The sequence below is a fragment of the Peribacillus sp. N1 genome (genome assembly GCF_054600815.1).
Genome location: NZ_BAAHZO010000029.1, coordinates 1 through 412 on the forward strand (window position 1 = coordinate 1; position 412 = coordinate 412).

At 45.6% G+C, this 412-nt stretch carries 1 rRNA gene; it reads left to right on the forward strand.

Going from position 1 to position 412, the window contains the following annotated elements:
• Positions 1–169: ribosomal RNA gene (locus tag ACYP5M_RS26515) — 16S ribosomal RNA — on the forward strand; the annotation flags it as partial.
• Between the last annotated feature and the right edge of the window lie 243 nt (positions 170–412).

Genomic DNA, 412 nt, shown 5'->3' on the forward strand with positions numbered 1-412 from the left:
ATACGTTCCCGGGCCTTGTACACACCGCCCGTCACACCACGAGAGTTTGTAACACCCGAAGTCGGTGAGGTAACCTTCATGGAGCCAGCCGCCTAAGGTGGGACAGATGATTGGGGTGAAGTCGTAACAAGGTAGCCGTATCGGAAGGTGCGGCTGGATCACCTCCTTTCTAAGGATAATTACGAGAGCGCTTTTGTTTTGTTCAGTTTTGAATGAGTAATTCATTCAAATAGGAAAGACAAGCATCACGATGTGATGGATCCTTTCTGCTTTGTTCCTTGAAAACTAGATAATAGATAGAAGGCAATTAATTTTTTTCAAAGCATCTGTAAGATCTTTTTTAACGGTTAAGTTAGAAAGGGCGCACGGTGGATGCCTTGGCACTAGGAGCCGATGAAGGACGGGACTAACA